This is a genomic window from Actinomadura sp. 1N219 (assembly GCF_044326405.1).
Lineage (GTDB): Bacteria > Actinomycetota > Actinomycetes > Streptosporangiales > Streptosporangiaceae > Spirillospora.
Window position 1 is genome coordinate 462476 of the sequence record NZ_JBIRAY010000004.1, and the last position, 26784, is coordinate 489259.

General features: G+C 71.2%; 25 protein-coding genes. 11 read left to right on the top strand and 14 right to left on the bottom strand.

The features are described 5' to 3' along the window. Nucleotides 1-14 precede the first annotated feature (14 nt). A complete protein-coding gene (locus tag ACH35V_RS16980; protein WP_395973320.1) occupies nt 15-557 on the bottom strand; it encodes a hypothetical protein in 543 nt (180 codons plus the stop codon). 90 nt (nt 558-647) lie between these two features. Beyond that, a complete protein-coding gene (locus ACH35V_RS16985; RefSeq protein WP_395973321.1) occupies nt 648-1409 on the bottom strand; it encodes an ATP-grasp domain-containing protein in 762 nt (253 codons plus the stop codon). Nucleotides 1410-1552: 143 nt separating this feature from the next. On the opposite strand from ACH35V_RS16985, the gene ACH35V_RS16990 reads away from it, so the two are divergent. Then, nucleotides 1553-2482 (top strand): NAD-dependent epimerase/dehydratase family protein, encoded by a 930-nt coding sequence (locus ACH35V_RS16990; protein WP_395973322.1) that lies wholly within the window; start codon nt 1553-1555, stop codon nt 2480-2482. A 14-nt stretch (nt 2483-2496) separates the two neighbouring features. Next, nucleotides 2497-2829: a hypothetical protein gene (locus ACH35V_RS16995; protein WP_395973323.1), complete on the top strand. Its 333-nt coding sequence runs from the start codon at nt 2497-2499 to the stop codon at nt 2827-2829. A 53-nt stretch (nt 2830-2882) separates the two neighbouring features. Here ACH35V_RS16995 and ACH35V_RS17000 read toward each other — a convergent pair whose 3' ends face one another. Together ACH35V_RS17000 and ACH35V_RS17005 are read right to left on the bottom strand one after the other, a co-directional pair. Then, nucleotides 2883-3530, bottom strand: a complete 648-nt coding sequence (locus tag ACH35V_RS17000; protein WP_395973324.1) for a response regulator — start codon at nt 3528-3530, stop codon at nt 2883-2885. After that, nucleotides 3527-5650, bottom strand: a complete 2124-nt coding sequence (locus tag ACH35V_RS17005) for a sensor histidine kinase (RefSeq protein WP_395973325.1) — start codon at nt 5648-5650, stop codon at nt 3527-3529. Before ACH35V_RS17005 ends, ACH35V_RS17000 begins: the two co-directional genes overlap by 4 nt. Nucleotides 5651-5850: 200 nt before the next feature. Here ACH35V_RS17005 and ACH35V_RS17010 point away from each other — a divergent pair, with 200 nt between their 5' ends. From ACH35V_RS17010 to ACH35V_RS17020, 3 genes are all read left to right on the top strand, one after another. After that, entirely contained in the window at nt 5851-6549 is a 699-nt protein-coding gene (locus tag ACH35V_RS17010; protein WP_395973327.1) for a hypothetical protein, read from the top strand. Between the two features lie 184 nt (nt 6550-6733). Next, nucleotides 6734-7309 (top strand): hypothetical protein, encoded by a 576-nt coding sequence (locus ACH35V_RS17015; RefSeq protein WP_395973328.1) that lies wholly within the window; start codon nt 6734-6736, stop codon nt 7307-7309. A 341-nt stretch (nt 7310-7650) separates the two neighbouring features. Further along, nucleotides 7651-8673 carry a S1 family peptidase gene (locus ACH35V_RS17020; protein ID WP_395973440.1) on the top strand — a complete coding sequence of 341 codons (1023 nt, stop codon included), beginning with the start codon at nt 7651-7653 and terminating at the stop codon, nt 8671-8673. A 103-nt stretch (nt 8674-8776) separates the two neighbouring features. Here ACH35V_RS17020 and ACH35V_RS17025 read toward each other — a convergent pair whose 3' ends face one another. After that, complete coding sequence (locus tag ACH35V_RS17025; protein ID WP_395973330.1) at nt 8777-9211, bottom strand: hypothetical protein; 435 nt, start codon at nt 9209-9211, stop codon at nt 8777-8779. An 86-nt stretch (nt 9212-9297) separates the two neighbouring features. On the opposite strand from ACH35V_RS17025, the gene ACH35V_RS17030 reads away from it, so the two are divergent. Beyond that, entirely contained in the window at nt 9298-10086 is a 789-nt protein-coding gene (locus ACH35V_RS17030; RefSeq protein WP_395973331.1) for a helix-turn-helix domain-containing protein, read from the top strand. A gap of 12 nt (nt 10087-10098) precedes the next feature. Here the strand turns inward: ACH35V_RS17030 and ACH35V_RS17035 are convergent, their stop codons facing one another. Both ACH35V_RS17035 and ACH35V_RS17040 read right to left on the bottom strand, forming a co-directional pair. Further along, nucleotides 10099-11943 (bottom strand): HEAT repeat domain-containing protein, encoded by a 1845-nt coding sequence (locus ACH35V_RS17035; RefSeq protein WP_395973333.1) that lies wholly within the window; start codon nt 11941-11943, stop codon nt 10099-10101. Nucleotides 11944-12170: 227 nt separating this feature from the next. Next, nucleotides 12171-12665 carry a winged helix-turn-helix transcriptional regulator gene (locus ACH35V_RS17040; RefSeq protein WP_395973335.1) on the bottom strand — a complete coding sequence of 165 codons (495 nt, stop codon included), beginning with the start codon at nt 12663-12665 and terminating at the stop codon, nt 12171-12173. A 93-nt stretch (nt 12666-12758) separates the two neighbouring features. Between ACH35V_RS17040 and ACH35V_RS17045 the strand changes: the two genes are divergently transcribed. The 4 genes from ACH35V_RS17045 to ACH35V_RS17060 all read left to right on the top strand — a co-directional run bounded on the left by ACH35V_RS17045 (nt 12759) and on the right by ACH35V_RS17060 (nt 17782). Next, nucleotides 12759-14234, top strand: a complete 1476-nt coding sequence (locus tag ACH35V_RS17045) for an MFS transporter (RefSeq protein ID WP_395973336.1) — start codon at nt 12759-12761, stop codon at nt 14232-14234. Nucleotides 14235-14391: 157 nt separating this feature from the next. Beyond that, nucleotides 14392-15666 carry an aspartate kinase gene (locus ACH35V_RS17050; protein WP_395973338.1) on the top strand — a complete coding sequence of 425 codons (1275 nt, stop codon included), beginning with the start codon at nt 14392-14394 and terminating at the stop codon, nt 15664-15666. A gap of 232 nt (nt 15667-15898) precedes the next feature. Further along, on the top strand, nt 15899-16963 hold the full coding sequence (locus tag ACH35V_RS17055) for an aspartate-semialdehyde dehydrogenase (protein WP_395973340.1): 1065 nt from the start codon (nt 15899-15901) through the stop codon (nt 16961-16963). Between the two features lie 150 nt (nt 16964-17113). After that, nucleotides 17114-17782, top strand: a complete 669-nt coding sequence (locus ACH35V_RS17060) for a TetR/AcrR family transcriptional regulator (RefSeq protein ID WP_395973342.1) — start codon at nt 17114-17116, stop codon at nt 17780-17782. Between the two features lie 64 nt (nt 17783-17846). On the opposite strand, the gene ACH35V_RS17065 is transcribed toward ACH35V_RS17060, so the two are convergent. The 7 genes from ACH35V_RS17065 to ACH35V_RS17095 all read right to left on the bottom strand — a co-directional run bounded on the left by ACH35V_RS17065 (nt 17847) and on the right by ACH35V_RS17095 (nt 24986). Then, a complete protein-coding gene (locus ACH35V_RS17065) occupies nt 17847-18644 on the bottom strand; it encodes a hypothetical protein (protein ID WP_395973344.1) in 798 nt (265 codons plus the stop codon). Nucleotides 18645-18807: 163 nt separating this feature from the next. After that, on the bottom strand, nt 18808-20586 hold the full coding sequence (locus ACH35V_RS17070) for a prolyl oligopeptidase family serine peptidase (RefSeq protein ID WP_395973346.1): 1779 nt from the start codon (nt 20584-20586) through the stop codon (nt 18808-18810). A gap of 45 nt (nt 20587-20631) precedes the next feature. Next, entirely contained in the window at nt 20632-21372 is a 741-nt protein-coding gene (locus ACH35V_RS17075; protein ID WP_395973441.1) for a MerR family transcriptional regulator, read from the bottom strand. Between the two features lie 93 nt (nt 21373-21465). Next, on the bottom strand, nt 21466-21783 hold the full coding sequence (locus ACH35V_RS17080; RefSeq protein ID WP_395973347.1) for a DUF6191 domain-containing protein: 318 nt from the start codon (nt 21781-21783) through the stop codon (nt 21466-21468). Nucleotides 21784-21876: 93 nt separating this feature from the next. Further along, complete coding sequence (locus tag ACH35V_RS17085) at nt 21877-22020, bottom strand: hypothetical protein (protein ID WP_395973348.1); 144 nt, start codon at nt 22018-22020, stop codon at nt 21877-21879. Nucleotides 22021-22053: 33 nt separating this feature from the next. After that, the gene (locus tag ACH35V_RS17090) at nt 22054-22326 is read right to left on the bottom strand and encodes a hypothetical protein (protein ID WP_395973349.1); all 273 of its coding nucleotides are present in this window, start codon (nt 22324-22326) and stop codon (nt 22054-22056) included. A 710-nt stretch (nt 22327-23036) separates the two neighbouring features. After that, entirely contained in the window at nt 23037-24986 is a 1950-nt protein-coding gene (locus tag ACH35V_RS17095; protein WP_395973351.1) for a BTAD domain-containing putative transcriptional regulator, read from the bottom strand. A 67-nt stretch (nt 24987-25053) separates the two neighbouring features. On the opposite strand from ACH35V_RS17095, the gene ACH35V_RS17100 reads away from it, so the two are divergent. Continuing rightward, the gene (locus ACH35V_RS17100) at nt 25054-25920 is read left to right on the top strand and encodes an alpha/beta hydrolase (protein ID WP_395973443.1); all 867 of its coding nucleotides are present in this window, start codon (nt 25054-25056) and stop codon (nt 25918-25920) included. The last annotated feature ends 864 nt before the right edge of the window (nt 25921-26784 follow it).

Sequence of the window (26784 nt, forward strand, 5' to 3'; positions counted from 1 at the left end):
GCGAGAGGCCCGCGTCATTTGGTGTCGTGGCGCGGGAGGAGCAGGGCCGGGATCAGTGCCAGGGCCAGCAGGGCGAGTGCGAACAGGTAGGTGTGCCGGAACGCGCCCGCCAGCGGCCCGGCGATCGCGGCGTGGTCCTGCGGGCTCATCCCGTGGACGGCCTGCAGCGCACCGCCCTCGCTGTCCGCTCCGTCCGGCACCAGGCCGTTCATCAGCGCGGACAGCACGACCGACGCCCCCGCCAGCCCGGCCGCCCCCGACGTCGTCGTGATCAGGTTGACGGTGGTGCTCGCCGCGGGCGCCTCGTCGTGCGACAGGCCGCGCGTCGCGGCGGTCATCGCGGGCATCATCGTCGCGCCGCCGCCCGCGCCCATCAGCAGCATCGTCGCGCACAGCCCCCAGTACGAGGCGTCCGCGCTGAGCTGGACGGTGAACAGCCCGAACCCGGCGACCGCCGCCGCGACCGACACCGGGACGAGGCGGCCGGGCGGCACCCGGTCGATGATCCGGCCCGCGACCTGCATCGCCGTCCCCGACCCGAGTGCTGTCTCGGTCATCGGTCCCTCTTCTCGTGCTCGCGGCTTTCCGATGCCCACGAAGCTACGAAGACGGCCGAGGACTGCTCATCTGTCAGGTGACTGGGGTGCCTACCTGTTCATGTCCAACTCGACTTTGGCGGTGACCCAGGCGCGATCGGTTTCCGTCACCTCGCCTTGGCGGACGCAGGAGCGGGCCAGCACTCTGAGTACCTGCTCTGGGTCGCACCCATACAGGCCTGCGCCCCAGGCGGCGTTCGCTTCGACTACCGCCCAGCCACGGTCGCGGATTCGTCCGATGTCGAGCACGGTCGCCGGTGGGACGGGTACGTCGCTGAGTATCTCGGTCACGTACTGCTTGGCCTGTTGGACGTCGTCGTCCGGGGCTTGCCAATGTCCGTCTTCGGTTAGGGCGAGTTCTCCGTCCAGGAGGTACGGGGACATGGTGAGGACTTCGCCGTCCAGGACGTGGCACCTGAACTCCACGTCCCATCGGACGGGCTCGCAGACGAACACTGGCGTGTCGTCGGGGAGGACGTCCTGGCCGGGGAGGTCGTCGGGGGCGGCGTAGACCTTCCCCTCGAACGCCTTCCGTCCGTCGGCCGGCTTGACGAACGTGGGGTCGGCGAGGGTCTGGCGGACGTCCCCCAACGCCGACACGCCAATGGTCCGTCGCAGATGCCGTTGGGAAAGCCCAGGCAGCCAGTCGAACGGCACATCGAGCAGCGCGACCCCCACCTGTGCCGCGATGACTTCGACGAACGTCGGCTCGCCGTAGAGGACGACGTCCTGTCCTCGGAGCCGCTCGGGCGCACGCCATCCGCCCAGCCGCTCGGCCTTCCACCCCACCCGCCCGGACGCGGCGCGCAGCACCTTCGAATCCGACGTGTAACGGGGCGAAAGCACAAGAAGCGGCATCGGCCAAGAGTAGAGGCCCGAAGGTCGGGCAGCAGGAATGTCACAAATTCGGGCGGTGCCTTTGTCTTTAGTGCGGAAGACTTACGGAAGGAAAGATCATGCGAATCTTCGTCACGGGAGCGACCGGAGCGCTGGGACGGCACCTCGTGCCCATGCTCGTCGAGGCGGGGCACGACGTCACCGCCACCACGAGGTCGTCCGGCAAGACCGGGCAGCTGCGCGCCGCGGGCGCCGAGCCGGTGATCGTCGACGGGCTCGACCGCGAGGGCGTGATCGAGGCCGTGCTCGCCGCCCAGCCGGACGTCATCGTCCACCAGATGACCGCGCTGGCGGACATGAAGAGCCTCCGCAACATGGACAAGACGTTCGCCGCCACCAACGAGCTGCGGACCCGCGGCACCGACAACCTGCTGGCGGCGGCCGAGCGCGCGGGCACCCGCCGGGTCGTCGCGCAGGGCCACATCGGCGCGACCGCGCGGTCCGGCGGCCTGGTGAAGACCGAGGACGATCCGCTCGCCCCGGACGCCCCGTCCCGCACGTCGACGCGGTCGATGGCGGCGATCAAGTACGTGGAGGAGGCCGTCACGGCGCGGGCGCCGGAGGGGATCGTGCTGCGCTACGGCAACTTCTACGGGCCGGGCGCCTCGGAAATGCTGCTGGAGGCGGTGCGGAAGCGGCAGGTGCCGGTGGTCGGCGGCGGGACCGGGATCTGGTCGTTCATCGAGACCACCGACGCCGCGGCCGCGACGTTCGCCGCGGTCGAGCGCGGCGCGCCCGGCGTCTACAACGTCGTGGACAGCGACCCGGCGCCGGTCTCGGAATGGCTGCCGTACCTGGCGGACCTCCTGGGCGCGAAGCCGCCGCTGCGCGTCCCCGCCTGGCTCGGACGTCTGCTCGCCGGAGGGTTCATCGTGGCGCAGATGACCGAATGGCGCGGGTCGTCCAATGAAAAGGCGCGAAAGGACCTCGACTGGGAGCCGCGATACGCGAGCTGGCGCGAGGGTTTCCATGCCTGGACCGGCCAATAGGCCGGGAAATGCAATTGAGTGCGACGCGCGGGTGCGGCGGGAGACGTACGAGGGGGACCGGCTGCCGGCGCCGGTCGACGTCCCCCGCCCGCCGATGCCCCCGGTCCGGTCCGAGCCGCTTTCAGATCGAGCGCGGCCGCTTCCACGAGGAGCGCGGAGCGGCGGTCGCGCTGGCCGACGCCACGGTCACCGCCGACGGGAACATCCTCAACGAGATCATCTGGTCCGGCCGCGACCTCGACGAGGCCGTGCGCGACGGCCTGCTGCGCATCGACGGCGACATGGCCGCCGTCCGCCGGTTCCTCGACTTTTTCCCGCTGCCCGAGCCGGCGCCGGTCCCCGGCTGAACTTCATCCGGCCACGACGAAGCCCCTAGCGGTTGATCTCGGTGTGGCGCGTGCTAGCGGCCTAGGCCGGCGTCGCGGGCGCGGAGGATCGCCTCGGCGCGGTCGGCTACCTGGAGTTTGGCGAAGACGTTCGAGACGTTGTTGCGGACGGTCTTGGGCGACAGCCCGATCCGTTCGGCGATCGCCGGGTTCGATAGGCCCAGCGCTATCAGTTCGAGCACGTCCCGTTCGCGGGCGGTGAGCTCCGGGAACGGCTCGCCGGCGGGAGGGGCCGCCGCGATCCGCGCGAAGTAGTCGGAGACGCGGCCCGCCAGCGCCGGGCCGAAGATCACCTCGCCGCGCGCGACCGCCGACACCGCGCGCAGGATCTCGTCCTGGTCGGCGCCCTTCACCAGGTATCCGCGGGCTCCGGCGCGCATCGCGGCGAACACGCTCTCGTCGTCCTCGTGCATGGTCAGCACCAGGACCCCGGTCTCCGGGCGTGCGGCGAGGATTCGGCGGGTCGCGTCGACGCCGCCCAGCCTCGGCATCTGCAGGTCCATGACGACGACGTCCGGACGGAGGCGTCCCGCCATCTCGACCGCGACCATCCCGTCCGGCGCGGTGCCGACGATCTCGACCTCGCCGGTGGAGTCCAGCATCAGCCGCAGGCCGTCCCGGTACACCGGATGGTCGTCGGCGAGCAGCACCCGCGGCGTCACGGCGCGCTTCTCGTGAGCGGCAGCGGCTCCGCTTCGGCGGCCGGGCGGGGCCCGAACGGCAGGACGGCGTGGACGCGCGTCCCGCCCCCCGGCCGCGCCGACACCGCGCACCGCCCGCCGAGTTCCTCGGCCCGCTCCCGCATCCCGACCAGCCCGACGCCGACGAGCGCGCCCGGCGGGACGCCGCGCCCGTCGTCGGCGACCACCACCTCCAGCGCGTCCTCGGACGCCGTCAGGAGCACGTCGCAGCGCGTCGCCTCCGCGTGCCGCGAGACGTTCGCCAGCGCCTCGGCCACGATCCGGTACGCGGCCTCCTCGGCCGCCGCCGGCAGGGCGGCGAGTTCGCCCGAGCAGCGCAGGCCCACCCGTAGCGACCGGCCCTGGAACCGCTCCGTGAGCTGTTCCACCGCCCCGGCCAGCCCGAACTGGTCCAGGGACGGGGGACGCAGGTCGTGCACCAGCCGCCGGACGTCCGACAGCACTACCGACAGGTCCGTGCGCACCGATTCGAGGGTCGCGTCGGCGGCGGCCCCGTCCCGCGGCGCGAGGTTGCGGGCCGCTTCGATCTTCAGCGCGGCCGCCGCCAGGGACGGGCCCAGCCCGTCGTGCAGGTCACGCCGCAGCCTGCGGCGCTCCTCGGCGATCCCCGTCACGAGCTGCTCCCGGCTGCGCTGCAGTTCCTCGGTCAGCGCCGTGGCGCGTGCGGCGGCGGCCGCCTGCCGCACCACGTCGGCGAGGAGGCGCTGGTCTGCTGGGGGGAGCCGCGATCCTGTGCGTGGCACCAGGGCGAGCCGTCCGATCGCCGCGCCTCGGTATCCGAACGGCAGCACGACGACGTCGTCCCGGGGCGTCCCGTGTTCGACCACGACCGTCCGGCCGTCGGCGCGGTCAAGCTCCACCCGCACGTACGGGGACCGGAACGACTCCGCCACCACCCGCGCCACCTCCAGCAGCAGCTCGTCCGGGCCCAGCGAACGCTCCAGCCGGTGGGCCAGCTCCGACACGACGTCGTAGGGTTCCGCGCGTCCCATCAGCACGCGGTTCACCCACCGCTGCAACCGCAGGCGCAGCGGCGCGTACAGGACGGCGACCACTCCCGCGCCCGTCACGGCGGCGAGCGGCTCGTCGATGAACGATCCCGCGAGCACGAACACCGCCACGTCGATGCCGACCACGGCGGCCGCCAGCGCCGCGTAAAGCAGCGTCCAGCCGAGCAGCAGGTCCACGTCGTAGAGCCGGTACCGGGCGACCGCGACCAGCACCGCGACCGCGATCGCCGCGTGCATGAGGACGAGGGAGATGTCGCCGATCCACCAGTCCACCGACGGCGGCGCCACCTCGGCCGCCACGACGCCCGCGGCGATGAGGACGACGTTGGCGGCCAGCGCCAGCAGCATCCACCGCAGCTGCGTCCGCCGCGCCGGGTCCGACCGGCGGAACCGCACCGTGAACGCCGCGATCGACACCGCGAAGGAGGCGAGGAAGCCCGCCCAGAACATCCACCCGGACACCGGCCAGATCGCATCGGGCAGCGGCGGCGTCAGCGGGTCCAGCGGGACGTCCCGCAGGCCCGGCGCGATCGGCTCGCCCCGCGAGAACACCTCCCACGGCACCATCAGCAGCGCCATGACCCCGGTGGCCTGCGCGGCGATCGCCGCCGCCACCGGCCAGCGCCACCGCCGCGAGGGCAGCCGCCCGTCCGGGAAGAACATCAGCGTCAGCGGCACGATCATGTTGATCATCGGGCCGAACCTGGCGCCCGCGTACACGGCGAACGCCGTCAGCGGCAGGTCCCCGCCGTGCTCCAGCACCGACAGCGACGCGTACGCCGCGGTGATCCCGTCCAGGACCGCGACGGACCCGCCCGCCAGCATCAGCCACGTCAGCGGATGCCGCGGCAGCCGCGTCGCGAGGACGCCGCCCGCGACCGCCACCGGCAGCCCCGACCCCGCCGAACCCCAGTGCGCCCAGTCCAGCGGCTCCGGCGCCCTGCCCGCGTCGGCCAGCAGGATGTCCAGCCAGACGGTCGCGGCGGTCGCCGCCGTGCACAGCACGGCGATCGCGATGGCGGGCGGCCTCAGGAACCGCTCGCCCCGAGGCGCCGGGTCGGCGCTCCTCATCAGGCCAGCTTGACCCGCGCGCCGTCCCGCCTGCCTGGGGCCGGCGTCCTAGCAGGTCGGGACCCTGGTCACCGTCGGAAGAGGCGCGGACCCGGGCGCTCGCGCCGCCCCTGTCACTGGCCGCCCGGGACATCGGGGACGGAGCTTCATGGTCGCCGGCGGCGCGCCACTGCGCCGCCCAGTCACGGGGAGAGAAACCGATGACCATGCACATCCGGCCCAGTTCCGTCTACTCGCACGACGCGTCCGCCCCGGGCCCTGGCGGGCTGCTGCTCCGCGCCCGCATCGCCGGCGCCGCCCTCGTCGTCGGCACCACCGCGTGGATCGCCGGCCTGCTGGAGGGCGGGGTCCGCGTCCGGGACGAGGTCGTCCCGGCCGAGATCTGGGGCAGCATGGCGTTCCTGGTGGGCGTCATGTCGCTGGTCGTGCTCGTGCTGTCCACGAACGCGACGGGGTCGCGCAAGGGCCGGTACATCGCCATCGTGGAGATGGTCCTGCTCGTCCCGGCGATGGTGTGGTGCCCCCTCGTCATCGCCTACCCCGACGACACTCCGGGCTGGATGATCCCCTTCGACATGTGCTGGCCGCTGTCGATGCTCGGCATGCTCGTCGTGGGGATCGCCGTCGCCAGGGTCGGCCGCTTCCGGGGCCTGCTGCGCTGGCAGGTCCTCCTCTGCGGGCTGTGGCTGTTCGTCGCCGGCGTGGGGGAGGGCGTGCTCGGCGACGAGGCCGGCACCTACCCGGGCATGGTCTGGCTCGGGCTCTCCTACGGCCTCCTCGGCCTTCGCCTCGTCGTGACGCCCCGCATCGTCCTGCCCACGGCCCCGCCCGCCCCGCCCGCCCCGCCCGCATCGGCCGCATCGGCCGCATCGGCCGCGCCTGCGGCGCCCGCGGCCTGACCGGCCGGTCATCACCGCGGCGGACGACGTCCACGACCGTTGGACCCGCCGGTGGGTTGCCTCGAAGCCCGTCCCTGGACGGGCCTTCGACGGGAGCGGGGGCCCCGAACCCACCGGCGATCGGCGCCCTTCGCGGTGATCTTCGGCATCGTGATGCTCCTAGGGTGGCCTGATGGGTCGTGTCATGAAAGTTCGGACGTGGGCGGCCCTCCTGGCCGTCGTGGTTCTCGCGGTCGGCGGTGCGGCATGGCGGGAGTCGTGGCGCGTGTGGCCGCCCGCGCCAGAGGTTGACGCTCACGTCTCTGACGCCGCATTGCCGGTGATCGACCGCTACCTGGAGGCTGGACGCGCGGTGGTCTGGCCCAGCTCGATGCCTGCGCGGATGCGTCCACGCTGGTTCTGCGCTGAGGAGCCGATCGAGATCGTCCAGCGTGGTGCCCAGGTGCGCGTGTCGCTGGAGGCCGCGTGCAACGACTACGCGCGCGACGGCGGACGCCTGCTGACCCACGCCGGGACGCGGCTCCCACTTCTGGTGACGCTGGATCGCAACGGTTCTGCTCTAGTCGTTCGGGAGGTGGCGGAGCCGGTCGACGGTGCGGGGTTCCGTCCGTCCCTGGAGCGAATGTTCTCCGCGCGCGGGCTCGCCGAGTTCGACAGGCGCCAGCGCTTGAGCGAGGGCGTGAACGACCCGGACGCCGAGGCCGCCCGCGCGTTCGGCCTGCCCCCCAGCACCAGGGCACAGCAGTACGACGTCCAGTAGCGCTGATGACGGTCGGGCCGGGCGGCTCGGTCGGACGGGAATTGCCGCCGATCTTCGGGACCCCGTCGAACCGACAGACGAAGCGGAATTCTTCTAGTCGATGGTGCGGCAACAACGGCCGGCGTCGAATCCCATGCGGCCCTTCAATCGGTGCGTCCTGAAATTTCAATTCAGGGGTGAAATCTGGTTGTCAACACCGCATCGAAGTACGTTGCTGCCACACGACGCCTTTACCACCAGGCTCGTGGTCCCCCGCCAACCCCCGAGAGAAGCCGCCGACAAGGTGGTCGGCGGTGAGAGGTGGAACCAGAGTGAACCGTGGATCGCACGTCAGACGCGTGATGACCCCACTGGTCGGCGCCGCGGCGCTGATCACGCTCCCCGCGCTCGGGACCGTTCCCGCAACGGCCCAGACCCACGCCGCCGGCACCGTCCGGCTCGCTCACATCCCCCAGCAGGCGCTGGCCGACCAGCTGACCGGCCGGCTCGGCTCCCGGCACGCGGGCTCCTTCGTCGACGGCGCCGGAAACCTCGTCGTCAACGTCACGAGCGCGGCCGCCGCCGAGCAGGTCCGCGCCGCGGGCGTCCAGGCCCGCGTCGTGAGGCACGGCATCAAGCCGCTGACCGCCGCCAAGACCGAGCTCGACCGGTTCGCCGGCACCGCCGGCACGACCGGCCTGTCCTGGGGCGTCGACGTCATGTCGAACGCCGTGGTCGTCAGCGTGCCGAAGAACGACGACGACGCCGCCACCAAGGCGTTCGTGAAGCGCGCACGCGCGCTCGGCCAGACCGTCCGGATCAAGCGCGTCCCGGCGGCGCCGCGGCTGCACCTCGGCCCCGGCGACGCCATCACCACCGGCGGCTCGCGCTGCTCGGTGTCGGCGATCGGCGTCGCCGGCGGCACCGACTACGTCATGACCGCCGGGCACTGCACCAACATCGGCGCGACGTGGTCGGCGGGCGGCCAGACCGTCGGCACCCGCGAGATCAGCAGGTTCCCGGGCGACGACTACGGCACGATCCGCAGCGCCGGCCAGGTCCAGATGGACAACGCCCAGCTCACCGAGGTCGGACGTCCGGCGGTCGGCACCCAGGTGCAGAAGAAGGGCTCCACGACCGGCACGACCTCCGGGCGGCTCGTGGGCTACGACCGGACGGTGAACTACCAGGAGGGCGCCGTCCGACAGATGATCGAGACCACCGCGTGCAGCCAGCCGGGTGACAGCGGCGGCTCGCTGCAGGCCGGCAACATCGCGGTCGGGATCACCTCCGGCGGGACGACGGGCGGCTGCGGAGCCAACTTCCAGTCGTTCTTCCAGCCGCTGGACGAGGCGTTGCAGGCCCAGAACGCCACCCTGAAGTGATCTGAGCGTTCCGCTCGGATGGGGCTCCCGGTTCGCCGGGAGCCCCATTTCGCTTTCACGGCCGCATCCGTCACGGCGCGTCCGTGACGGTACGTCCCAGGGGTCAGCTCGGGGCGATGAACTGGTGGTCGGTGCGGATGCGGCCGTCGCCGTCCAGGGAAAGGACGTCGAGGCCGCCGCCGAGGGGCTCGCGGGTGCGGGTGGACAGCATCGTCCAGCGGAGGGCCACCACATTGGGCTGCAGGACGGACGGGTCGCCCGCGGCCTCGAAGACGTGGTCGCCGGACGCGATGAACATGTCGTAGGCGCGTGACACTCTGGCGTCCAGCGCATCGTGGCCGCGGGCTTCGAGTGGCGGGACGGGGAACGCGAGCGACGCGGCGGCCTCGCGCATCTCCTGCGGCGGGTCGACCAGGACGTGGACTCCGTCGTGCGCCCACAGCCGGCGGACGAGCGCGCTCCGCGCCGCCGGGTCGGGCTCGTTCCACTGGGCGACGAAACCGTCGACCAGACGCTTCGCATCGAGTGGGTTGCTCATGCGGAGCAGTGTCGAGCGGCGGACGGTCCGTCCGCGATTCCCTGCGGGGTATCGCGGGCGGTGCGGACGCCTGGATGAATGGAGGCATGACGGTGCTGGCGGGACCCGGCCAGTTCGGCCGTGAGCTGCGGCGATGGCGGACGCGTCGCCGCGTCAGCCAGCTCGACCTGGCGATCAGGGCCGACACGACCCAGCGTCACCTGAGCTTCCTCGAACGGGGTCGCTCACGTCCCGGACGGGGGATGGTGGTGCGGCTCGCCGAGGCGCTCGGGCTGTCCCTGCGGGAGCGGAACGAGCTGCTGCTCGCCGGTGGTTACGCGCCGGTCTACGCCGAGACGAGCCTCGACGCCTCCGAACTCGGGCCGGTGCGCGAGGCGCTGGACCGCATCCTCGACGGGCATCTGCCGTACCCGGCGGTCGTCGTCCGGCCGTACGGGGAGCTGGTCGCGGCGAACGCGGCGTTCGGCGTCCTCACCGAGGGCGCGGCGCCCGCGCTGCTGGAGCCGACGGTCAACGTGCTGCGCCTCGCCCTCCACCCGGACGGGATGGCCCGCAGGGTCGTCAACCTGGCCGAGTGGGGCCGCCACATCACCGGCAGCCTGCGCGACCGGGCCCGGCGGAGCCCCGACCCGGCGCTGGACGAATTCATCTCCGAACTGGACGGCTATGTGCCAGATGTCGAACCGTCCGCCGATCATCTGGGTTTCGCCGTGCCGCTGCGGTTGCGATCGCGGGACGGGGAGGGGGAAATACGTCTCATCACGACGCTGACGTCGTTCGCGACGGCCGTGGACGTCACACTTTCCGAATTGCGGCTTGAAGCGTTCCTGCCCGCTGATGAGAAAACGGCGATGATCCTTGCCGAGCGGAATTGACTCGACCTCGGATCAGCGGATGGGGGCTAGGAGCTGCAGGGTTGCGGCTGCCTCCGCGAGGATCTGGGTGCGGTCGTCGGCGTCGGCGTCGGGGCTGGTGCGGTCCGTCCAGCCGGTTTCGTCCAGGCGGGCCAGGGCGGCCGTGAATTCCTTGTGGAGGTGGCGCGGCAGGCTGTCGATGTGGTCCTCCAGGTTCTGGACGATGAAGAGGACCTCCCACCGGACGTCGGGCTCGGCGAGTTCGTCCAGCAGCCGTTCGAGGGCGTCAGGACGGCCCGTTTTGACGGCCCACGCCAGCGCGTGCGCGCGGATGACCGGATCGGGATTGTCGAGAAGCCGGACGAGGGCGTCGGTGATGGCGTCGTCGGCTTCGGCTGCGGCCATGCTCGCCAGCCCGAGTGCGGCGTCCGCGCGGACGGCGGGATCCGGGTCCTGGTCGACGAGGCTGATCAGCCGCTCCGCGAACCGACTGTCGACGACGGCGCCCGGGAGGTCGCTCGACATCGCCGCCGTGGCCCTGACGTTGGCGTTCTCGTGTTCGAGCAGCTCCAGCACGAACTCGCCCACGCGGTCGGCGGCCGGGTCGAGCAGGCCGCGCGCGGCGAGCCCGGAATAGGTACGCAGCATCGCGGCCAGAACAACCGGATCGTCCGGACGACCCGCACGCAGGTCCGCCAGGACGGCCCGGATCTGGCGCGACCGTCCGGAGCTGCCAAAGGTCACCAGAACCGCCAGCGCCTCGACCCCCACCGCCCCGGCCCCTGGCACCCCGGCACCCGTTGCTCCGGCACCCATTGCTCCGGCACCCATTGCTCCGGCACCCGGCGCCGCGGCACCCCGCGCCTCGGTGGTCAGTGTGAGTGCCTCGTCGACGGCTATGTTGACGGCGTGGCGGTCGGTCCAGGCTGGTGTCGACACGTCCGGGATCAGTCGGAGGAGGAGTTCGTCGCGCTCGACGCCGCCTGCGGGGAGGGCGCGGGTGCGGCGGAGCAGGTCGCGGACGGCGGCGCGGTGGCGCTGCTCGTCCCAACCCGGAGCGGGCGCGTATCGGCGCGTCGCCCCGTTGACCGTGTCGATGAACATGCTGATGACCAGCGGACGGATCTCGTGGTCGCCCCAGTCCAGGCCGTGCAGGTTCGCGAGCCGTTCCCGGAGCTCGTCGCGAAGATCGTCCGAGTGGGCGGGGCCGGGGCCGTCGCCGGGATCGGGGGCGCCGAGCAAGAGCGCTCTCGCGCGATTCCATGCGTGAACGGCCTGGCCAGGGTCGTCCAGATTCGCGAAGAACAGTGCGGTGAACACCTCCGCGGCTTCCGGATCGCGGCAGATGGTGCGCGCGAGCCCGATCGCCGCGTCGTTCGCGACGTCCGGCAGCGGATCCTCGTCCAGAAGTGCGAGGAGCGGTCTGATCATCGAGACGGGGTCGTGCGCCGCCGACGCGGACGCGGCGGCCGCCGCCCTGACCCGGCCGTCCTCGTGGCGGAACATCGTCCGCAGAAAATCCGCGGGGTCCCGTTCCTGGGTGACCGCACTCGCATGGACGGGTATCGCGGCGGCGAGTATCTCGGCGTCCCGCTGCTCGGGACGGCACAGGACGCCGGTGACCTGCCCGATCTCCGGCCACAGGTTCCGAGGGACGAGCGGCGTCGGCAGGTTCTGCAACGCCTGGAGGCCGATCACCGCGTCGTCCGGCCGTCCGCTGCGGCAGAAGGCGAGCGCCTGCTCGACGACCACCGCGGCGTCGAGATGGACGATCTCGTTCAGCGCCGCGACGCGTTGCGCCGAACCCGCCGGATGCGCGCGGATCCGGTCGAGGACATCGGAGACCTCCGCCTCACGCCTGGCTCTGCGTCCGAACACGCTCGACTCCTCCGGCGGGACCGCTCCCGCTGTCCGCTGTTGACCATGGCATCAGCCACTAGACGCACGAGCCCGGCCCGATGTGACATCGGCCGGACGGCGGGCGGCGCGGGTGGCAGCGCGGGGCGGCGCGGGCGGTAGCGCAAGCGGTAGCGCGGGCGGCGGGGCAAGCGGTAGCGCGGGCTGTAGCGCGGGCGGCGGTGCAAGCGGCAGTGCGGGAATGGCGGTCAGCGGTGGGCGTTTAGGGCTTCGTGGGCGACGGCGGCGCGTTCGGCGGCCTCCTCGTCCGCCGCCTTTCGCTCCGCCTCGATGCGGGCGTCGTAGGCGGCGCGGGCGGCGGCGATCGCGTTCTGGTGCGCCTCCGTCCAGGTCACGAGCGAGCGGATCGTCTCGTGCAGGGTCGAGCCCATCGGGGTGAGGGCGTAGTCCACGCGCGGCGGGACGGTCGGATGGACGGTGCGGCTGACGAGCCCGTCCCGCTCCAGGTGCCGCAGCGTCCTGGCGAGCATCCGCTGGCTGATGCCGTCGATCCGGCGGCGGAGTTCGGTGAACCGGAGCGTTCGCTGGTCCAGGAGCGCGATTACGAGCAGCGACCATTTGTCCGCGATGCGGTCGAGGATCTGCCGGACCTCGCAGTCGTTGCGGGTGTCCCACTGCAGGACGTCCTCGTCGGCGGCGGTATCCCCGCAGTAACCGAGGGGCTCGAAAGTTCCGTCTTCCATGAGTCCCGATGGTGACTGAGGATGCTCCCAGTAACAAGAGGGAACCGGCATCCCGTTCGGGAACCGGTATCTCGCCGAGAGAGGAGCCTGCTCATGTCAACACCCGCGGCCCGCATGGACGGACGCGCCTGGGCGTCCCTGCTCGTCCTGTGCGGGGCGGTCTTCCTGGAGGGAATCGACGTCGCGATGCTGAACGTCGCGCTCCCGTCGATCCGGGCGGACCTTGGGCTGTCGACCGGGATGCTCAGCGGCGTCATCAGCGCCTACGTCCTCGGCTACGGCGGGTTCATGCTGCTCGGCGGGCGGGCCGCCGACCTGCTGGGACGCCGCCGCGTCTTCCTCTTCTGGCTGGTGGTCTTCCTGGCGTTCTCCGGGCTCGGCGGGCTCGCCACCGAGGGCTGGATGCTGCTGCTCGCCCGCTTCGTCACCGGCGTCGCGTCGGCGTTCATGATGCCGGCGGGGCTCGCGCTGGTCACCGCCACGTTCCCGGCCGGGCCCGCGCGCACGAAGGCCCTCGGCGTCTACGCGGGGACGGCTGCGGGCGGCTTCACGCTCGGCCTCGTCGCCGGCGGGCTGCTGACCTCGATCGGCTGGCGCTGGGTGTTCTTCGCCCCGGTCATCATGGCGGCGCTGATCCTGATCGCGGCCGTCCCGCTGATCAAGGAGCCGGACGCCCCCGAGGCCGGGGCCGGACGCCCGCGCGGCGGGTTCGATCTCGTGGGGGCGTTCAGCGTCACGGGTGCGATGCTGCTGCTCGCGTACGGGGTCGTCCGGCTGGAGCGGCCGTCCCACGGCGCCGCGCTCACAGCCTGCGCCTTCGCCGGCGGGCTGGTGCTGCTCGCCGCGTTCGTCGCGATCGAGCGGCGGGCCGCGAGCCCGCTCCTGCGGCTCGGCATCCTCCGCTCCGCCGCGCTCGTCCGGACGAGTCTCAGCGCCGCGCTGTTCATCGGCGCCTTCGCCGGATTCCAGTTCCTCATGACGCTCTACCTGCAAGAACTCCGCGGCTGGACGACCTGGGAGACCGGCCTCGCCATGCTGGTCCTCGGCGTCGACACCGTCCTCGCGCCCACGCTGACCCCGCGCCTGGTGGACCGCTTCGGCAACCTCCGCGTCCTGCTCGGCGGCCTCGTCCTCGCGGCCGTGGCGTACGGGCTGTTCGTGCCGGTCGGGCTCGACTGGGCCTACACGATCATGTTCCCGATCATGGCACTGCTGAGCATGGCGTTCGCGCTCGCCTACGGCCCGCTGACGATGGCCGCCACCGACGGTGTGGACGAGAGCGAGCACGGCCTGGCGGGCGGCCTCTTCTACACGGCGATCCAGTTCGGCACCGCGCTCGGCCTGTCCACCGTGACCGCCGTCCAGGTCGCGGCGCTCGGCGGCGGGACGTCCCCGGACGCGGGCCTCGACGCCCTCCGCACCGCGCTCGCCGTCCCGTTCGCCGCGGCCCTGCTGGCGGCCGTGATCACCGCGTTCGGCCTCCGCGCCCGCGCCGCCGCCGCCCACACCGCCGCCCGCCCCGCCGACCCGGCGCAAGAGCCCGCCGAGACCGCCGAGACCGTCGCCTAGGACGGACGGGGGCGGCCGGTCTCGCGCCTGCCCGGCAGTTTGCCTAGCACTCTGCGGGGCAGGCACGCAGCGATAGTTACCTGGTCGTAATTCATTGGATTCGGCTGGGTAGACTCGTCGTCCGGTACGCCTGACCCCGATCCGAGGAGCGCCACTCGTGGCCCTAGTCGTGCAGAAGTACGGTGGCTCCTCCGTCGCCGACGCCGACGGCGTCAAGCGGGTCGCCCAGCGCATCGTCGCGACGAAGAAGGCGGGCAACGACGTCGTCGTCGTGGTGTCCGCGATGGGCGACACGACGGATGATCTCATCGATATGGCCAAGCAGGTCAGCCCGCTGCCCCCGGGCCGCGAGCTGGACATGCTGCTCACCGCCGGCGAGCGCATCTCGATGGCCCTGCTCGCCATGGCCATCGCGAACCTGGGCCATGAGGCCCGCTCGTTCACCGGCTCCCAGGCCGGCGTGATCACCGACGGCTCGCACGGCAAAGCCAAGATCATCGACGTGACGCCGGGACGGATCCGCACCGCGCTGGACGAGGGCTCGATCTGCATCGTGGCCGGGTTCCAGGGCGTCTCGCAGGGCACCAAGGACATCACGACCCTCGGCCGCGGCGGCTCCGACACCACCGCGGTCGCGCTGGCCGCCGCGCTGGACGCCGACGTCTGCGAGATCTACTCCGACGTGGACGGAGTCTTCACCGCCGACCCGCGCATCGTGCCCGCCGCCCGTAAGATCCCGAAGATCTCCTACGAGGAGATGCTGGAGATGGCGGCGAGCGGTGCGAAGATCCTGCATCTGCGCTGCGTGGAGTACGCGCGCCGCTACAACATCCCGATCCACGTGCGCTCCTCGTTCAGCCAGAAGGAGGGCACATGGGTCGTCGACAGCAGCGAGATCGGAGGACAGGACATGGAGCAGGCGATCATCTCCGGCGTCGCGCACGACCGGAGCGAGGCGAAGATCACCGTGGTCGGCGTGCCCGACAAGCCCGGTGAGGCCGCCGCGCTCTTCACGGTGCTGTCCGAGGCCGAGATCAACATCGACATGATCGTGCAGAACGTGTCGGCGGCGTCCACCGGCCGCACCGACATCTCGTTCACGCTGCCGTCCACGGACGGGCAGAGCGCGCTGACCGCCCTCAACAAGCTGAAGGAGCGGATCGGGTTCGAGTCGCTCCGCTACGACGACCGCATCGGCAAGGTGTCGCTGATCGGCGCCGGGATGCGCTCGCACCCGGGCGTCACCGCCACCCTGTTCGGCGCGATCGCCGACGCCGGCGTGAACATCGAGATGATCTCCACGTCGGAGATTCGGATCTCCGTCGTCGTCGCGCAGGACGACATCGACACCGCCGTCGCCGCCGCCCACCACGCCTTCGACCTCGACGCCGAGCAGGTCGAAGCCGTCGTCTACGGCGGCACCGGCCGCTGACCTGGCGTCCGGCTGCTGACCTGGGCCCGGCCACTGACCTGGCGTCCGGCCGCTGACCTGGCGCCCTGGCCGCTGGCCTGGCGCCCTGGCCGCGTCCGGGCGCGTCCGGGTGTGCGGGCTGAGTCGTTTGCGCGCGGCGCGTCACGTGACGCAGTCGGGTGCGGCGGACGGTGGCACCATCCTCCGGGAACCGGTCGGGGACGACGGTAGTTCAGAGGATGTGAGTGCGACGATGGACTCGGCTTCCGTGCTGCCGACTCTCGCGGTCGTCGGCGCGACCGGGGCGGTCGGGACGGTGATGCTCGACCTGCTGTCCACCCGCCAGGACGTGTACGGGGAGATCCGGCTCGTCGGCTCGGAACGGTCCGCCGGGCGCGCGCTGAGGGTGCGCGGCCGGGTGACGGAGTCCGTGGCGCTCGCACCCGAGGTCTTCGACGGCGTCGACATAGCGACATTCGCCGTCCCGGCGCCGGTGGCCGCGGAATGGATCCCGATCGCGGTGGGACGCGGCGCCGTGGCCGTCGACGGGTCGGGCGCGTACCGGATGAGACGGAACGTCCCGCTCGTCGTCCCGGAGGTGAATCCGGATCGGGTGCGGGAACGTCCGCGCGGCATCGTCGCCGGTCCCGGCTGCACGACGCTGTCGATGATCGTGGCGCTCGGGGCGCTGCATCAGCGGTACGGGCTGCGGGAGCTGGTCGTCGCGTCCTACCAGGCGGCGTCCACGGCGGGACGGCACGGGATCGACACGCTGTACGCGCAGCTGGAGAAGATCGGCGGGGACCGCGCGCTCGGCCACCGCGCGGGCGACATCCGCGGCGTGGTCGGCGACTTCGGACCGTTCCCGGCGCCGCTCGCGATGAACGTCGTGCCGTGGTCGGGGACGCCCGAGGACGGCGGCTGGACGTCCGACGAGATGTCCGTCAGGGACGAGACGCGCAAGGTCCTCGGGCTGCCGGAGCTGAAGGTGTCGGCGACGTGCGTCCGCGTCCCGGTGGTGACCGGGCATTCGGTGGCCGTCCACGCGGTGTTCGAGGAGCGGACCGACCAGCGCGAGGCCCAGGAGATCCTCGCGAGGTCCCCCGGCGTGGTGCTGTGCGACAGCCCGGAGACGCGCGAGTTCCCGACGCCGTCCGATGTCGTCGGCACCGACCCGACATGGGCCGGACGCGTCCGGCGCTCGCTCGACGACCCGCAGGCGCTCGACCTGTTCCTCTGCGGCGACAACCTGCGCAAGGGCTCCGCGCTGAACAGCGCTCAGATCGCCGAGCTCGTCGCCGCCGAACTCACGGTGTGAGCACCGCGGGGACGGCGCGGCGGCCGCGGGGACGCCGCAACGCCAGCACGGACGCTGCGACGGCAGCACGGACGGCCCGGCGGCCGCACAGGACGGCCCGACGGCCGCACGGACGCCGCGGCGGCGGGGCGGGGCCGTAGGCTGGCAGGCGTGACCGAGACGAAGGCCGTGAAGTCCGAGCAGACACGGTCCCTGATCGTCGAGACTGCGCTGAAGCTGTTCAGGGACCGCGGATACGAGGCGACGACGATGCGCGCGATCGCCAAGGAGGCGGGCGTCTCGGTCGGCAACGCCTACTACTACTTCGGGTCCAAGGAAGAGCTGATCCAGGCCTACTACGACGAGCTGCAGGACGAGCACGTCGCCGCCTGCCGCGCCGTCCTGGACGCGGAGACCGCGTTCGCGCCCCGCCTCCTCGGCGTGCTGAAGGCCCGGGTCGACACGATGGTCCCGTACCACGAGTTCGCCGGGAAGTTCTTCAAGTTCGCCGCCGAGCCGACGAGCCCGCTCAACCCGTTCAGCGCCGAGTCCGGCCCGGCCCGCGACTCGGCGGTCGCGATCTACCGCGAGGTCGTGGACGGCTCCGACCTGAAGATCGACAAGGAGTTCCGGGCGGAGCTGCCGGAGCTGCTGTGGATCTACTCGATGGGCATCGTCCTGTACTGGGTGCACGACAGCTCCCCGGGCTGCCGCAAGACGTACCTGCTCGTGGAGCGGACGGTCCCGCTGGTCAACCGCATGGTGGCGATGTCGCGGATGCCGGGCTTCAAGTCGGTGACCCGGGAACTGGTCGGCATCATCCGCGAGGTCCGCGCCTGACGGCAGCGCGGTGTCCACGCCTGACGGACATCGCGGAGCCTGCGCCCAACGGACATCGTCGGGTTCAGCGGAAGGTGATGTCCCAGTGGTCTTTTTCGCGGGCGAACAGGGTGCCACCCGGTGAGCGGTAGAGCCGCGCGCCGTCGCCGCGGACGCCGGCCGACGGGTAGCGCTGGATCGCGCGGTCGACGCACGCGCTCGGCGCGATGTCGAGCTTGTAGCCCTTCCAGTGGCTGAAGGGGCCGCTCGCGTGGCCGCGTTCGGTGCCGCCGGTGACGGTGATCTCGCAGCCGCTCGACTCCGCGAAGCCGACCAGGCCCTTGATCGTCCCCCACCGGACGTTCTCGAACGACGTGCAGGACGTGATCGTCCGGTCGGAGCAGCGGCCCGTCGAGCGCCACCTGATGCCGTTGCCGCGCAGCACGTCCTCGGCCAGATGATGCCGGAGGCGCACCGACTCGGGCCTGTCCGGCAGCGCCGCGGACTTGTGCTTCTTCGCTGATTCCCCGGGCGCCAGGACGTAGGCCGGTCGCGGTGCGGGCGCCTCGGGCCGTCCAGCGGTGTCTTCGTTGGGTTCGGCGGCGGGCAGGCCCGGACGCGTCGCGGCGATGGGACGGCGGGGCGACGCGAACTCGCCGATCGGTGCTGGACGCGAGGGCGGCGCCGGCCTGGCCGCAGCGAGCGGCTCCCGCGGAGCCCGTTCGCCGGCGGACGCCTTCGGCGTCGCGGCGGCGAGGACCGTGGTCGCCGTCGCCGCGCAGGCCGCCAGCGCCATCAGCCGGTACGCGGGCCCGTGAGCCGCGGGTATTCGATGGCGGGCGGCGTGCCTGACGAGCGCATGGACGTGGTGAAGCCGTGTCATGTGATCCCCCCGATCAACGACGAACGAGCGCCGGGGGGCGAGCCGTGACCGGCACGGCTCATTGCTCACTAGCGGCCGATCAGAGGAGTGCCCGAGCCTTTGATCTTGTAAACACGGCCGGTCGGCGGGGACGGGCGGGGCGTCCGCCCGTCCCCCGGGAAGATCAGGACATACCGAGATGCTTGCGGGCGAAGTCCATCTCGGCGGCCATCTGGGTGATCCGCTCCTCGACGACGAGCGACCCGTGACCGGCGTCGTAGCGGTACACCTCGTGCGGACGGTCCAGCTCGGCGAGCCGGGCGAGGTAGTTGTCGATCTGCCGGATGGGGCAGCGCGGGTCGTTCTCGCCCGCGAGGATCAGCACCGGCGCCTTCACCCGCGAGACGTAGGTGATCGGGGACGACTCGCGGTACCGGTCCGGGACCTCGTCCGGCGACCCGCCGAACAGCGACCGGTCGAACGCCTGCAGACCCTCCATCTCGTCCTCGTACGCGGCGACGTAGTCGGCGACCGGCACGGCCGCGACCGCGACGCTCCAGTCGTCCGGTTGCGTGCCGATGCCGAGGAGGGTGAGGAACCCGCCCCACGAGCCGCCGGTCAGGACGAGCCTCGACGGGTCGGCGAGCCCGCTCGACACCGTCCAGTCGCGGACGGCCTTGATGTCCTCCAGTTCGGTGAGCCCGACCCGTCCCTCGATGGCGTCGCGCCACTCCGACCCGTAGCCCGTCGAGCCCCGGTAGTTGACGCGGACGACGGCGAACCCGTGATCCACCCAGGCGGCGGCGGACGCGACGAACGAGTCGTCGTCCTGCGCCGTTGGCCCGCCGTGGACGTCGAACACGGTCGGATAGGGGCGGTCGCCGTCCGGTTTGCTGACCAGCGCGTGGATGCGGCCTGCGGGACCGTCCACCCACACGTCCTCGACCGGGACGGACGGCGGCGCGACCGCCCCAGGCGGCGTCAGCACCACCGCTCCGGAGGTCGACCTGATCACCGGCGGGTCGGCGGCGGACGACCAGGAGAACTCGACCGACCCGTCCGGCCGGACGTCCGCGCCGCCGATCACCCCGCGCGGCGTGTCGATCCTGGTCAGCGACCCGCCGGCGGCGGCGAGGTCGTACCGGTACAGCTCGTCGCGCGCCTCGTACGAGTGGGCGATCAGCAGGGCCGTGCCGTCCGGGTACCAGCCGGCGCCGATCTCGCCGGGCAGGTCGAGGACGATCTCGCGTTCGGTCCCGGCGGCCGGGTCCCAGATCAGGATCTCGTCGCGGCCGCGCCGCTCATGGTTGACGAGAAGCCGTGAATCACCGTCGACCGGGGCGAATCCGGCCCCGTAGACGCCCTTGCCCGGCCCGTCCCACAGGTCGGCGACCGTGGAACCGTCAGGACGCAGCACGCGCAACGCCATATGGCGGCTGTCTCCGTGCTCGCTATGCCCGATCGCCATCAGGGACTCGTCACGGGACAGGCCGGCGATGTGCGCGTCCTCCGCGTGGTGGTAGAGCACCTCTGGCGACGCGTCAGGACGGCACAAATGGATGGTGTTCCCTGCGTCGGTCGTCCGTCCGATGACGGCGAGACCACTGCGGCCTAGGGACAGCCCAGACGGATACGACGGCTCCAACCCGGGAACGGCCGGAACGCTCTCCGCGCCCTCGCCCGCGTTGAACGGGACGCGTTTCCATATGCCGAACTCGTCGCCGTCCGTGTCCGCGAACCACCACACCCATTCGCCGGACGGATCGATGGTGCCGGTCCAGGTGCCGTTGGGCCGTTCGGTCACCTGGCGTTGCGCGCCGGTGCCCCGGTTCCACGTGTAGATCTCCCACGTCCCGGTGACGTTCGACCGGTAGATGCTGTGGTCCGGGGCGTCACGCGCCCACCTGGGGAAACTGATCCGGGCAGCCCGGAACCGTGCCTTCCAACGCTCATCGTCGACCATGCCCCCAGTATCCCGGCCGATCACCCGTCCGAATGCCGGAGGTGCTCAGCTCGCGAGGTGGCTGAGGGCTTGGTCGATCGCGGCGCGGACCTGGCGGTCCATGGCGCGGGCGAAGCCCGCCTCGACGGTGACCTGGGCGGCGGGACGCAGCCGGGCGAGGGCCTCGGTGAGTTCCCCGAGGCCGTTCTGGCCCTGGTTGTCGATGCGTCCGACGGCGTGCGCGGCGATCAGGCGGACGAACATCGCGGCCAGGTCGTCCATGCTGCGCTGGAGCTCCCGGCCGGCCGACAGCACGTCCTCCAACGGCAGCCCGGCGCGGACGAGCGTGACGGTCGCGTCCAGCTGGCGGCGGCTCCAGTGGGTCACGCGGTCGCCGTCCACCTCGATGTGGCCGTGGGCGATGGCACGCTCCAAGGACTCCGGGCCGAACAGCGTCGTCAGCTCGTCCAGCGTCATGGTCACCGGAACCTCGTTCGACCACGGCGTGGTGACCGCGTTCTCGACACCGAGGACGGTCCGGATGTCCTGGCCCTGCTCCCACGCCGCCAGCAGTTCCCGGATGCCTTCAAGGGTGTGGCCGCGCTCAAGCAGATTCGCGATCATGCGGAGGCGGGCCAGATGGTCTTCGGAGTAGAGGCCGATCCGTCCGGCGCGGCGGGGTGGCGGCAGCAGCTTGCGCTCCTGGTAGTAGCGCAGCGTCCGGACCGGGATGTCGGCGGCTTCCGCGAGTTCGCCGATGCGGTATTCGCGCCCACGGCCGGGGTCGTCGTGCTCCTCCGTCGGCATTTCGGTCACGGCCGCAAGCATAGGCGGTCACACCCAGTACGCATGGCCGTCAAGTGGAGTCGCCCTGGTCGTCATGTGGAGTCGCTTTGGTCGTCATGTGGAGTCGCCCTGGAGGCGCACGGTGGCGGTCCCGGCGTCGAGATCGAGGCGAGCGCGCGCGGGCGCGCCGTCGTTCTTCTCGTCCCGCAGGATCAGCGAGGTGCGGCGCTGCTCTTGCTGGTGGCGGTGCGTGCCATGGAAGAACGCGTCCAGTTCACCGACCGCGACCGCCGATATCGGACGGCCCGTCTCGTCCCGCCGCCAAGGCAGCCGGAACCTGCGGTTCGCCCACAGGCCGGCACGGTCGAGGACGGCGAAGCCGACCAGTGCGATCACAAGGCCGGGGATGGTCATGAAGGCGATCAATGCCACGTTCGTCCAACGAACGCGCCTCATCGCTGGTTGCGCGCGTTAGCGACCAGTTTGCGTTCGCGCGCGCGGTGGGGCGTCCCGGGGAGGGGGCGGCTATGTGACGCGCCGGATCGTCAAGGTCTTTCGTTGTCGGCGGGTGCGCCTTTCATTCGTGCCCTGGGACGCCTCGGCGGCGAGCAGGTCGCGGAGCGTGCGCGGAACGATGTCCTCGCGCCGGTCGGTGAACGGTGAACGCATCAGATGTTCTCCTTTGTCGGGGGCGATGGGGGTTCAGGCGGCCGCGGTGAGATCGCGGAACGCCTCGGACACGGTGGACAGGGCCCAGCGCATCCGCGTGATGTAGGTCTCGGGGTGGTCGCCGGCCTCCTGGGCGACGACGGCGACGCAGGCGTTGCGGTCGCCGCCGCAGGCGCCGAAGCGGTCGTCGATGGCCTTGCGGACCTGCTCGGCGGAGGGGTGGTCGGATTCCTGCAGCCTGCAGCTGAACAGGATCTCGGCCAGGTCGGCGGTGCTCAGCGAGGTGAGGGTCGGCGTGTTCGACATCGTGTGCCTTCTTCCTGCGGAGGGGGCCTCGTCCCCCTGCTGCTGAATATGACTCTGCCGGTACGGCAAACTCATCGCCATAGGGGAAAACCCCCATTCACGGTGGAGTAATCCCCCGGTAGACCCGTAGCCCGGATCCTTTGCACAACCTTCATTCTAGCAGAACGGAACGATTCGTTCCATAGTGGGCGGGTGTGCTCATGGCTCCGACCTGCGGCTCTGAAGGAAGTTCGCTCGCCGCACTCCGCCGGATGACCCTGACCGACCCTCAGTGCACGCCCCTAGGGTTCACGGTCGTCCGGCCGGTCCCTCGCGTCCTCGCCTCCTCGTCCGTGAGGTCCTGGCTCGCAACCGGAGAAAAACAACGTCCGCCCCAGGTACACCCACCGTCACCCGAGCCGCTCGAACACCGGCGGCGCGTGCGGAAGCCGCCCACCGTCGGAGCTGTTGGGCGTGACCTGGGGCGGTGATGCGGGCGGCGGCGTCGGGCAGGAACGGCTCCAGAAGCCTGGCGACCGCTCGGCACGCCCTGATGAGCGAGGCGAGGACGGAATCCAGCCGCGTTCCGCTGTCTTCAGATTTCGCCAGCTCCCAAGGCCGGGACGTATCGGCTCGCCGGGGCCTGAGCCGCTACACGGTGATCCAGTCTCTCGCCGCCGGAAGTTCCAGCTGGGTTGCGCGGGTTGCGGGTCGGGTGTGCTGTTGCTTGTTCAGGGCTGGTCGAGTGCGACGTTGAGGTCGTGGAGGTACTGCGAGACGGGGCCCAGGGTTATCAGGCCGCTGCCTGCTCCTGCCAATTCTGCTGCAGCGGGGGTCAGTTCGCTGTGTGCGCGTCTCATCAGCTCGCGGTCGTCCACGGTTATGGCGGCTCGGGCGGTCAGGCACCACATGGCCTCGAAGAGCAGATCGCGCGGCGGCTCTGGTGTCTCCCGAAGGGCCGCCGCCGCTTCAGACGTCCGCCCGCGGGCTAGGGACACCAAGGGGCGGGCCCACGGTTCGTAAGGTCCCCAATCGGTGTGTTCGTCGGTTTGGGCTGGGAGCCCCTGCTGTACGCGCAGGCATAGCTGAGCGAGCGCTGGCAATCCGGTCTCAAGGCCGGGCATTCCGGTGCCGTCCAGCTGTGCGATGGCGTTGCGGTAGGCGGACGCCGCCTCGGCAGTCTCGCTGGACGCGGCCAGCCGCAACGCCCGGTACCACTGGGTGAAGACGCTGACCAGCGGCAACTCGTGACGTGCGGCCAGCTCATCGGCGGCCAGCGCGTGCAGGTCGGCTCCGGGGAAGTCGCCGAGCGCGCTCCGCGCCTGGACGCGGATGAGATGCCCGAGCACCTCGAACGTGACCAACCCGTGCCGTCCAGACAAACCGACCAGCTCGGCCCCGATCTCGTCCCGCTCCGGCGCCAGGCCCGCCCGCTGGAATGTCTGCATGTAGACGCCGTTGAGGACGAACGCCAGCAGTCCGGGATCGTCCAGCCCACGGGCGATCCGCTCCGCCTCCAGTGCCGCCTCGCGCCCGCGCCCCGAACGGTCGCCGCGCGACTCCAGCGCAACCGTGGCCAGCAGCCGCGCTCGTAACACGTCGTTTCCGGCGGGAAGGACACCGAGGGTGCGCTCGGCCGCAGCCACGACCTCGGCGGCTTGGCGCGGATCGTCCGACCGCGTCCAGATCGCTGGGACGTCGTACGCGCCGATCACCCGCGCGGTCAGCTCGGCATCGCCCAGCTCTTCGGCCGCCGCGATCGCCGCAGTCCGCTGCTCCCGCGCCGCCTCCAGCCCGCCGCCGCCCGTCACGGCGAGGTTGCGCAGAATGCCCACGGTCGACTCCAGCCGCGCCCGCGCCCCGGACGCCACCGCCCGGTCGTAGGCTGCGGTCGCCTCCGCCCACACACGTGCCGTCGCGTCCTGACCGGGCTCCGCCTGATCGGCCTGGCGGAGGATGTCCTCCTCCAACCGGCGCAACGCAGGGCTGGGATCGAGCCCGAGCTGCTCGGCCAGCAACGCCCGAGCCCGCCGCAGCACCGCGAGCGCGTCCCGCTGTCGGCCGGTGCGGTACAGGGCTAGAGCCAGCAGCCGCCAGCCGTCCTCACGCCAGGGATGCTCGGTGACGTGGGCGTCGAGGTCCGGCACCGCCTCGGCCGGCCGTCCCAGAACCAGCTTCGCCTCGGCCCTCCGCTCGACGGCCCGCAACCGCAGTTCCGCGAGACGGGATCGCTCCGCACGCGCCCACCCCTCGTCCGCGAACTCGGCGTAGGCGGGGCCACGCCACCACCCCAACGCCTCGTCCAGACTCGCGACCAGCTCCCCGGCCGGACGCGACGCGCCCACGACCTCCTCGAACCGCCAAGCATCGACCTCATCCGACCCCGCCCGCAGCGCATACCCCGGCCCCTCGGTGACCAGCACCCGGGACGGCGCCCGCGGCGGACGTTCAGGCTCCACCGCCCGCCGCAAAGCCGCCACAAAAGTACGGACCGCACCAACCCCATCGCCCGGCGGATCAACCCAAAGATCGTCGACCAGCCGCCCCACCGGCACGACCCGCCCGCGCGCCACGATGAGCCGCGCGAGCACAGCCCGATGCTTCGGCCCCTTCAAGGCGATCACGTCGCCGGCGGAGTCCCAGGCCGTCACCGGCCCCAGCACCCCGAACACGACCCCCACGCCAGCCACGGTATAGCGCGCTCATCGGATGCTCATCCACACCCGCCAACCTGGGGACATGGACGAAATCACGCCGACCATCCCCGGCTTCGACTACCACCGCGTCCCCGTCGCCGACGGGGTCTCCCTCAACACCGCCATCGCGGGCTCCGGCACGCCGATCATCCTCCTGCACGGCTTCCCGCAGACCCACCTGATGTGGCGCCACGTCGCCGCCGACCTCGCGTCCGACCACACCGTGATCTGCCCTGACCTGCGCGGATACGGCGCCAGCGACAAGCCCGCCGACGGCTACTCCAAACGCACCATGGCCGCCGACATCGTCGCCCTGGCCCACGCCCTCGGCCACGACCGGTTCGCCCTAGCCGGCCACGACCGGGGCGCCCTGGTCGCCTTCCGCGCGGGCCTGGACCACCCTTCGACGATCACGTACCTCGCCTGCCTAGACGTCCTGCCGACCCTCGACATGTGGGACGCGATGCACGGCGTCACCGCCGCCGTAGGCTTCCACCTTTACCTGATGGCCCAGCCGCCCGGCCTCCCCGAACAGCTGATCACCGCAGCCCCGGACGCGTTCTTCGGCCACTTCCTCGACCTTTGGGCGAACGACCAGTCCGCTATCCCGCCCGACATCCGCACCGCCTACCTGGACGCCTGCCGCAACGCGATCCCGTCGATCGTCGCCGACTACCGCGCGTCCGCCGGCATAGACCTCGAACACGACCAGACCGACCGCGACGCAGGCAACCAACTGGACATGCCAGTAACCGTCCTCCAACAAGACTGGGGCGCCGCCCTAGGCTTCAACGCCAAGTCCCTCTGGCAAGCCTGGACCAAGAACCTCCACCACGAAACCGTCCCCTACGGCCACTACATGGCCGAAGAGGCTCCGGCCGAAATCACCAAGACCCTCCGAAACCTGCTAACCCGCTAAGCGGACGCACCACCCACTACCAGGGAGGCCCGCCCTGCGTGGCCGCCCACACCCACAGAAAGATAAGGAAACCCGCCACTACCAACCCCAGCGGCATCTCCCAGTTGAGCGGCTTGCTTGGTCCTCCCCTGTGAACCATGAGCATCCCCGTTCGTCCGACCTTCCCGTTGTCTCCTCGCGTAGCCGGAAACCCTCGGGCCAACCCCATCAACCGGCAAAATCGCAGCACAACAAAGATCGTTTCATTGTGCATGACTCCCCTGTCGTTAAGTGAGTCAAAGTACATATACGAATCGGACTGTCATGCCTAGGCTCCTCCGTTGACCGGCGACGATGCGGGCAGGGAGTCATGGCGGCGCGGAGACAGACTCAAGCTGAGAAGCGACGAAACACGGTCCTGATCTGGTGGGGCGCGGTCGCCCTCCTCGTGGTGCTGGCCTGGCGGTCCGGGTACTCGGAACTCTGGATCTTGCCGATTCTCAGCTGGGCGTACTACGAACTGTGCGCGGTCCCGACCCTTTGCGGCGTAGAGACGAGCAGAGGTTGGCCCTGCAAACATCCCGCCAGTGGACGCCTCATGGCCTGCACCCGCGAGCCGTCCCACGCGGTGTACAAGACCGATGCCCTACTGAGGCTGCTCGGTATTCGCCGCCCTCCCCGGCAGGTGAGCGCCCCTGCTCCACGCCCTCACAACGAGGCGGAAGCTCATTACAGCGAGCCCCCGCCTGAGCAGCCCACCGTCGAAACGAGGCAGAAGCTCATGACCGTACTCACGGTCATTGCCACGATCGCAGGAGTCATCCAGGTAGTTCTGGCCGCCGTCCTAGCCTGAGTGACCCGCACGTCCAGCCGACACTTCTGCAC

Excerpts from the sequence above, each read along its gene's own strand:
- ACH35V_RS17090 (WP_395973349.1), bottom strand. The coding sequence starts at position 22,326 with ATGTCGAACACGCCGACCCTCACCTCGCTGAGCACCGCCGACCTGGCC.
- ACH35V_RS17040 (WP_395973335.1), bottom strand. The coding sequence starts at position 12,665 with ATGGAAGACGGAACTTTCGAGCCCCTCGGTTACTGCGGGGATACCGCC.
- ACH35V_RS17065 (WP_395973344.1), bottom strand. The coding sequence starts at position 18,644 with ATGACACGGCTTCACCACGTCCATGCGCTCGTCAGGCACGCCGCCCGC.
- ACH35V_RS17025 (WP_395973330.1), bottom strand. The coding sequence starts at position 9,211 with ATGAGCAACCCACTCGATGCGAAGCGTCTGGTCGACGGTTTCGTCGCC.
- ACH35V_RS17075 (WP_395973441.1), bottom strand. The coding sequence starts at position 21,372 with ATGCCGACGGAGGAGCACGACGACCCCGGCCGTGGGCGCGAATACCGC.
- ACH35V_RS17055 (WP_395973340.1), top strand. The coding sequence starts at position 15,899 with ATGGACTCGGCTTCCGTGCTGCCGACTCTCGCGGTCGTCGGCGCGACC.
- ACH35V_RS17020 (WP_395973440.1), top strand. The coding sequence starts at position 7,651 with ATGACCCCACTGGTCGGCGCCGCGGCGCTGATCACGCTCCCCGCGCTC.
- ACH35V_RS17085 (WP_395973348.1), bottom strand. The coding sequence starts at position 22,020 with ATGCGTTCACCGTTCACCGACCGGCGCGAGGACATCGTTCCGCGCACG.
- ACH35V_RS17045 (WP_395973336.1), top strand. The coding sequence starts at position 12,759 with ATGTCAACACCCGCGGCCCGCATGGACGGACGCGCCTGGGCGTCCCTG.
- ACH35V_RS17070 (WP_395973346.1), bottom strand. The coding sequence starts at position 20,586 with ATGGTCGACGATGAGCGTTGGAAGGCACGGTTCCGGGCTGCCCGGATC.
- ACH35V_RS17030 (WP_395973331.1), top strand. The coding sequence starts at position 9,298 with ATGACGGTGCTGGCGGGACCCGGCCAGTTCGGCCGTGAGCTGCGGCGA.
- ACH35V_RS16990 (WP_395973322.1), top strand. The coding sequence starts at position 1,553 with ATGCGAATCTTCGTCACGGGAGCGACCGGAGCGCTGGGACGGCACCTC.
- ACH35V_RS17015 (WP_395973328.1), top strand. The coding sequence starts at position 6,734 with ATGAAAGTTCGGACGTGGGCGGCCCTCCTGGCCGTCGTGGTTCTCGCG.
- ACH35V_RS17005 (WP_395973325.1), bottom strand. The coding sequence starts at position 5,650 with ATGAGGAGCGCCGACCCGGCGCCTCGGGGCGAGCGGTTCCTGAGGCCG.
- ACH35V_RS17010 (WP_395973327.1), top strand. The coding sequence starts at position 5,851 with ATGACCATGCACATCCGGCCCAGTTCCGTCTACTCGCACGACGCGTCC.
- ACH35V_RS16980 (WP_395973320.1), bottom strand. The coding sequence starts at position 557 with ATGACCGAGACAGCACTCGGGTCGGGGACGGCGATGCAGGTCGCGGGC.